The sequence below is a fragment of the Cyanobium sp. LEGE 06143 genome (assembly GCF_015207535.1).
Classification (GTDB): Bacteria; Cyanobacteriota; Cyanobacteriia; order PCC-6307; family Cyanobiaceae; genus NIES-981.
The window spans coordinates 1-6,542 of sequence record NZ_JADEWP010000143.1 but is presented as its reverse complement, the minus strand read 5'-3'; the positions used below and the strand labels follow the sequence as shown (position 1 = coordinate 6,542).

Genomic DNA, 6,542 nt, shown 5'->3' with positions numbered 1-6,542 from the left:
GAGAAACACCGGGCGTGACCATCACGCCCAAGGACGGGCGCGCGATGGCAGTAGGGATTTTCGACAGTGGTCTTGGCGGCTTGACCGTTCTGGAAGCGGTGACAAAGCGGCTGCCGGACGTGCATTTTGTCTATTATGGCGACAATGCCCACGCGCCTTATGGCGTGCGCGATGCCGATGATGTCTACAAGCTGACAAAAACCGCCGTGGAATACCTGTGGGCCCATGGCTGCGATCTGGTGATCCTTGCCTGCAACACCGCCAGCGCCGCCGCCCTGCCCGATCCGGCCCTGGATCCGGGCCGTCGCCCCGGCCCCGACCAGACAGCCGTGCTGGCGGGGGGCTGTTTCTGGGGCATGGAGGCGATCTTTGAAGAGGTGCGGGGGGTCCACAGCGTCGAGACCGGCTATGCCGGCGGCTCCGGCGCCACGGCCCGCTACGCCGAGGTGAGCCAGGGCACCACCGGCCATGCGGAGGGCATCCGCATCACCTACGACCCGGGCCAGGTGAGCTACGGGGAACTGCTGAAGGTGTTCTTCGCCGTGGCCCACGACCCCACCGAGGTGAACCGCCAGGGGCCCGATGTGGGAGAGCAGTACCGATCGGCGATCTTCAGCGACGATCCCCTGCTGCAGAACGTGGCGCGCCAGTACATCGCCCAGCTCAATGAGGCCGGCAGCTTCGCGAAGCCGATTGCCACCCAACTGGAGAGCAGCGCCCGCTTCTACCCCGCCGAGGACTACCACCAGGACTTCGTGCGGCGGAATCCACGCCACCCCTATGTGCTGGTGCACGACATCCCGAAGCTGGAGACGTTCCGCAGCACCTTCCCTGAGTTACGGCAGTAAGGGTGGGTGGCCGGGGCCGGCAGCTTCGGGTGCATGGTGGGGTCCACCTCCCCATGCACCAGCACCCCGATGAGCCAGCCCAATGAGCCGCCCTGGCAGGGGCTGAACCAATCAGCGCTGCTGCGGTTCCTGCTGCTGCTCGCCTGCGGCTGGGCGCTGGTGCAGCTGGTGGCGTTCTTTCGGCCGGTGCTCACCCTGTTCATCGCCGCAGCGGTGCTGGCTGTGCTGCTGGAGTATCCGGTGCGGCGGCTGGTGGCCCTGGGGTGCAGCCGGGGCCTGGCGATCCTGATCACCGGCCTGGCCGCCTTCGGCAGCGGCAGCCTGTTGGTGGCCGTGCTCGGCTTCCAGCTGGTGAACCAGGGCAGCAGCCTGCTCAACGACCTGGTGCTGGGGCTGCAGCGCCCCGATCTGCCCTTCCACGACTACTTCAGGACGATCCAGCTCGCCCAGGTGCTGGACCTGCTGCGCGACAGCCTCGGCAGCGGCCTGGGGATGATCGGCGGGGCCTTCTCGAACCTGTTCGCCGGCGTGATTCTGCTGGTGATTGTGATCTACATGCTGGTGGACAACGGCGCCACCTGGACCCAGGTGCTGCAGCTGTTGCCTGAGGAGGTGCGCGGGCGTTTCGACCGCAGCGTGCAGAAGAATGTGCTGGGGTTCCTGCGCGGCCAGATCACCATGATGCTGTTTCTGAGCCTGGCCAGCTTTCTGGTGTTCGCCCTGATGGGGGTGAAGTTTGCCCTGATCCTGGCGATCGTGGTGGGAGTGCTGGATGCCATCCCTGGCATCGGCGCCACCCTGGGCGTGATCGCGGCCAGCAGCGTGGTGTTCCTCACCCAGGGCCAGTGGCTGGCCCTGCAGGTGGTGATCGCTTCGGTGGTGCTGCAGCAGATCCAGGACAATCTGATCCACCCACGGGTGATGGGCCGGGCCCTGCAGATCCGCCCGGTGGTGCTGTTCTTTGCCCTGTTCGTTGGAGAGCGGCTGGCGGGCCTGCTGGGAGTGTTCCTGGCCATTCCCGTCACGGGGATGATCCTGGGCTGGGGTAAGGAAGAGGAGCAAGACTCCGCCTCCAGCCCTCAGCGGGGTGGCCCGTTGTAGATCAGTTCTTCCACGATCGTTCCATCCGGAGAGATACGAATCTCCGTTTCCAGGCTGGGGGCAAGATCTCGCTCCTGCCAGGCCGGTGGACCGCCCATGAAGCTGAAGACGAAACCGTCGCTGTCGCTGCTCACGAGGCAGGGATTATCGAGGGCTGCGGTGGCGAACATGCAGCTTGCCGGGCGGTAGACCTGAAGCCCTCCGTTGATCTTCACGCTGCGGGTGCGGGCCGTGTTGATGGCGCGGACAGCCTCAATGGGCACCCGGTCCTGGGCCTTCAGGGGCGGAGCGGCGCCCAACAGGGCGGAAAGGGCGCCGAACACCATGAAGGCACGGGCAGCGCCTGGCATCGGGATCTGCATGACGGGCAATGGCGACTGTATCCGATCTAATTCCTGACCCGGTGGAAGGCAAGACTGCAGCGCAGCTTCCTCAAGACCCACCCTGCTCAGGGGAAAGGCATCTCAGGGGAAAGTCTGCTCAGGGCGGGGTCTGCTGAAGGCGGGGCCACCGTGACGCGCCGGAGGAAGGCTTCGGCTGCAGCAGCCAGGCCATCGCGACGCTGGCGATCCATGCGATCCAGCAGCCGCACCATCATCGAGAGGCGGGGATTGGCCTGGAAGAAGGCCCGGTGGCGCTCGATGAAGCGCCAGTAGAGACCATCCCAGATGTCAGACCAGGGGCCGCGTTTGACATCGCTCATCTTGAGGATGTAGTTGGAGCCGCAGATGTAGGGCTTGGTGGCAAACAGGCCACCGTCACTCATCAGGCCCATGCCGTAGACATTCGGCCCCATCACCCACTCGTAGGAATCCAGGTAGCGCTCCATGAACCAGCGGTGCACCTCCAGAGGCTGGATCTCGCAGAGGAGCATCAGGTTGCTGATCACCATCAGCCGCTCGATGTGGTGGTTGTAGCCCGTGCGGTTCAGCCTTCCGATCGCCGCATCCAGTGGTGGCAGGCCGGTGCTGCCATCGCTCCAGCAGGGGGCCAGCCGGCGCTGGTGATGCCAGAAGTTGCTGGCGGCCTGGCGCTCGCCGTGGACGCGATCGATGCCGCGCACGAACTCCCGCCAGCCGATCACCTGGCGCAGGAAACCCTCCAGCGAGGCGATCGGTACCGGCGCGCCGGCGGCATCCCGGCGGTGCGCGTGGGCCAGGGCGGCCTGGATCACCCCGGCCGGGCTCAGCAGGCCGATGTTGAGCAGGGGAGAGAGCAGGGAATGGTGCAGGCTGCCCCGGCTCTGGCTGAGGGCGTCCTCATAGGGGCCGAAGGCATCGAGTCGCTCCTGCAGGAACCGCTGCAGCCAGGCCTCGGCGCCATCGTGATCGAACGGGATCCAGAGGTCWCCCAGCTCGCCGGGGTGAGTGGCGAAGTGGGTGGCGATCAGCTGCCGCACCGCCGCTTCATGCGGGCTGGCCGCCACGGTGGGGAGCGGTGGCTCCTGATAGTTCTTCGGCAGCCGGCGGCGGTTCTCGCTGTCGAAACTCCAGCGGCCGCCGCTGGGGGTGCCGTCGGCCTCGAGCAGCAGTCCCAGGCGACGGCGCTGCCGCTCGTAGAAGGTCTTCATGAACGGACGGCGCCGGCCTTCGAACCAGGCGCGGCTCTCAGCCACGGATTCGAGGAAGGCGGGTGAGGGCAGCAGGGTGAGCTGCACCCCGCGCTCCCGGCAGAAGGCCTGCAGCTGCTGCTCGAAACCGCGGTCAGCGATCTCGGCCAGCCTCAGCTCCCGGTCTTCGCCCAGCTCCGCCGCCAGCCGCTCCCAGAAGGAGCAGCCCTCCGAGGCCGGCAGTTCGAAATAGCGCACCGCCAGCCCCCGGGCGCTCAGGGCGTCGCGGAGGCTGCGCATCGCCACGAAGGTGTGCAGCAGGCGCAGCTGGTGGTAGCGGTAGGCCGAGGCGACGGCCAGGTCTTCGATCATCAGCACCCGGCTGGCGGGGGCGAGCTGCAGGGGTGAGGCACGGAACCAGTCGCGGTGCAGCTGGTCGCCCAGGATCAGGGTGAGGGCCATCAGCTGCGCCCCGGCGACTCCAGGCCATCGCCCGGGGGGCCCTCGCCGGCCAGACGACAGGCGCGGCGCGCCACCGCCGCCGCGTAGCCCCTCTCCACCGTGCCGCTCTCGGGGCTGAGGTGGCCGTCACGGCAGTCCACCACCAGCCGTTCCCGATGGCCCCGCTGGTCGTCCACCCGCAGTCGCAGCTGCCAGTGGTGCTTGGCACTGCGGGTGATCTCATCGGCGCACACCGGCCCCACGCAGAGGCCCGGGGCGGCCAGGGCCGGCACCGGCGCCAGCAGGGTGGCCAGCTGGAGCAGGCCGCCCAGCACCAGGGCCAGCAGCAGGGGCCAGGGCCGCCCTGGGACACGCTCAGCGCTGAGCTCCCTCAACTGGCCAGCTCCAGGGGCTGGTCAGCCTCCCGCTCGGCCGGCGGCTCCCCCCTCTCGCCGCTCTCCGCCTCGCCGCTTTCCGCCTCGCCCTGGGGATGGAAGTACTCCCACACCTGGCGGGCCAGGGCCGGCCCCATCCCGGGGGCGGTGGCGATCTGCTCGGGGCTGGCCAGCTGGATGGCATCGATCGAGCGGAAATGGGCCAGCAGGTCCTTGACCCGCTTGGGGCCCAGACCGGAGATGTCGGAGAGCCGGGAGCGCTTCATGCGCTCGCCGCGCTGCTGGCGGTGGAAACTCACCGCGAAGCGGTGGGCCTCATCGCGCAGCCGCCGCAGCAGCTGCAGCCCCAGCTGCTCGGGCTCACTCTCGAGCGGGCTGGTCGCCCCAGGCACGAACACCTCCTCCCGCTGCTTGGCCAGGGAACACACCACCAGGTCGTCGTGGAGGTTGAGTTCCCGCAGGGCCTCCATCACGGCGGAGAGCTGACCCTTGCCGCCGTCGATCATCACCACATCGGGCCAGTCGTTGAGGCCGCCGGTGTGCAGGGCGGTGCCGGCCTGACGGCGCAGCTCCAGCAGGTCGGCGCCCTCGGCCTTGGCCTGGGCCCAGCGGCGGAAACGGCGCCGCATGATCTCGGACATGGCCATGAAGTCGTCGGAATGGCCGGCGCGGATCGAACTGCTCTGGATCCTGTATTTGCGGTAGTGGTGCTTGGCCGGCAGGCCGTCGATGAACACCACCTGGGAGGCCACCGCATCGCTGCCCTGGATGTGGCTGATGTCGTAGCCCTCCACCCGGCGCGGCGCCGCCGTGAGCTCCAGCAGCTGGGCCAGATCCTCCGTGGCCAGCAGGTTCTGTTCGCTGGCCCGCTCGGCCCGCAGCAGCTCATAGCTGGCGTTGCGCACCACCAGATCGATCATCTCGGCCTTCTGCTGGCGCTGCGGCACCGCCAGCCGCACCTTGCGCCCCCGCTGCTCACTCAGCCAGCTGCTGATCAGCTCCTGCTGGGGCAGGGGGAACTGCAGCAGCAACTCCGGCGGGATCTCCACCGACTCCACCTGGCTGTAATGCTCCTCCACCACCCGCTGCAGAATGCGTCCCAGGGCGACCTCCTCGGGGGCTGGCAGCTCCGTGACCTCCGCCATGTAGCCCAGCCGCCCCACCAGCTTGCCGGCCCGCACCTGGAACAGCTGCACCGCCGCCACCCGTTCGCCGGCGGCCAGGGCCACCACGTCGCGGCTCACCGAGCTGTCGCCGCTGCTCATCTTCTGGTCGGCGGTGAGGGTGTCGATGCCCTGGAGCTGATCGCGCACCCGGGCGGCACTCTCGAAATCCAGCCGCTCGGCATAGCGCTCCATCTGGCCCTGCAGCAGGGCCAGCAGCTCGTCGTTGCGGCCCTGGAACACCATCGCCACCTGGCGCAGGGTCTGGTGGTAGTCCTCGGAGCTGATCTTCTGCTGACACACGCCCGGACAGCGGCCGATGTCGAAATTGAGGCAGGTGCGGTCGCGGTACAGGGGCCGGGGCCGCTGGCGCAGGGGGAACACCCGCTTGACCACGGCGAGGGTGCGGCGCAGCAGGCCCACGTCCACGTAGGGGCCGTAGAAGCGATCCAGGGGGGAGCGAAAGCGGCGCTGGCGGGTGATGAAGATGCGGGGGTAGGCCTCGCTCCAGGTGATGCAGAGGTAGGGGTATTTCTTGTCGTCCTTGAGCAGCACGTTGAAGTGCGGCTGATGGTGCTTGATCAGGTTCGACTCGAGGGCCAGGGCCTCGGCCTCACTGTCGGTGACGATGAACTCCAGCTCGCAAACCTGGCGCACCATCAGGGCGATGCGGGGGCTGTGGCCGTGGCCGCTGCCGCTCTGGAAGTAACTGCGCACGCGCTGGCGCAGCACTTTCGCCTTGCCGATGTAGAGAATGCGGTCGTCGCTGTCCCGCAGCAGATAGCAGCCCGGCTCGGAGGGAACCTCCTTGAGCCGGGTCGCCAGCCGCTCGGGTTGCTGGATCAGGGGCGGAGTGCTCACCGCCGGCGCCGCCCTGGCGAGGGCCTCAACCGCCGTACTTCCAGCCCGTGCTGCCCAGCTCCAGGGCATCGCCGTCACGGTGCAGGGTGGCGGCCTTCACCTCGCCCACGAACACGGTGTGGTCGCCCAGGGCCACCTGGCCCACCAGCTCGCACTCCACGGCGCCGAGGGCGTTGTCCAGGAT

The 6,542-nt window shown here is 68.3% G+C and carries 7 protein-coding genes; 2 read left to right on the top strand and 5 right to left on the bottom strand.

The window, feature by feature from the left end; translation table 11 throughout:
- Window positions 1–236 precede the first annotated feature (236 nt).
- Complete coding sequence (gene msrA, locus IQ216_RS10255) at window positions 237–848, top strand: peptide-methionine (S)-S-oxide reductase MsrA (RefSeq protein ID WP_370566699.1); 612 nt, start codon at window positions 237–239, stop codon at window positions 846–848.
- A 69-nt stretch (window positions 849–917) separates the two neighbouring features.
- Window positions 918–1,949 (top strand): AI-2E family transporter, encoded by a 1,032-nt coding sequence (locus IQ216_RS10250; RefSeq protein WP_193815394.1) that lies wholly within the window; start codon window positions 918–920, stop codon window positions 1,947–1,949.
- Here IQ216_RS10250 and IQ216_RS10245 read toward each other — a convergent pair.
- The 5 genes from IQ216_RS10245 to IQ216_RS10225 all read right to left on the bottom strand — a co-directional run.
- Window positions 1,928–2,299 carry a hypothetical protein gene (locus tag IQ216_RS10245; RefSeq protein WP_193815393.1) on the bottom strand — a complete coding sequence of 124 codons (372 nt, stop codon included), beginning with the start codon at window positions 2,297–2,299 and terminating at the stop codon, window positions 1,928–1,930. The two genes, IQ216_RS10250 and IQ216_RS10245, sit on opposite strands and share 22 nt — an antisense overlap.
- Window positions 2,300–2,397: 98 nt before the next feature.
- The gene (locus IQ216_RS10240) at window positions 2,398–3,960 is read right to left on the bottom strand and encodes a cryptochrome/photolyase family protein (RefSeq protein WP_193815392.1); all 1,563 of its coding nucleotides are present in this window, start codon (window positions 3,958–3,960) and stop codon (window positions 2,398–2,400) included.
- Window positions 3,960–4,286 carry a hypothetical protein gene (locus tag IQ216_RS10235; protein ID WP_370566698.1) on the bottom strand — a complete coding sequence of 109 codons (327 nt, stop codon included), beginning with the start codon at window positions 4,284–4,286 and terminating at the stop codon, window positions 3,960–3,962. Before IQ216_RS10235 ends, IQ216_RS10240 begins: the two co-directional genes overlap by 1 nt.
- Window positions 4,287–4,330: 44 nt before the next feature.
- A complete protein-coding gene (gene uvrC / locus IQ216_RS10230; protein ID WP_193815391.1) occupies window positions 4,331–6,427 on the bottom strand; it encodes an excinuclease ABC subunit UvrC in 2,097 nt (698 codons plus the stop codon).
- A partial coding sequence (locus IQ216_RS10225) for a flavin reductase family protein (protein WP_193815390.1) occupies window positions 6,384–6,542 on the bottom strand: 159 nt, incomplete at its 5' end. The genes IQ216_RS10225 and uvrC, both read right to left, overlap by 44 nt.

Bases quoted from the DNA above. Each gene is read 5' to 3' on its own strand.
- uvrC (WP_193815391.1), bottom strand. From the start codon at position 6,427: ATGCCCTGGAGCTGGGCAGCACGGGCTGGAAGTACGGCGGTTGAGGCC.
- IQ216_RS10250 (WP_193815394.1), top strand. From the start codon at position 918: ATGAGCCAGCCCAATGAGCCGCCCTGGCAGGGGCTGAACCAATCAGCG.
- IQ216_RS10245 (WP_193815393.1), bottom strand. From the start codon at position 2,299: ATGCCAGGCGCTGCCCGTGCCTTCATGGTGTTCGGCGCCCTTTCCGCC.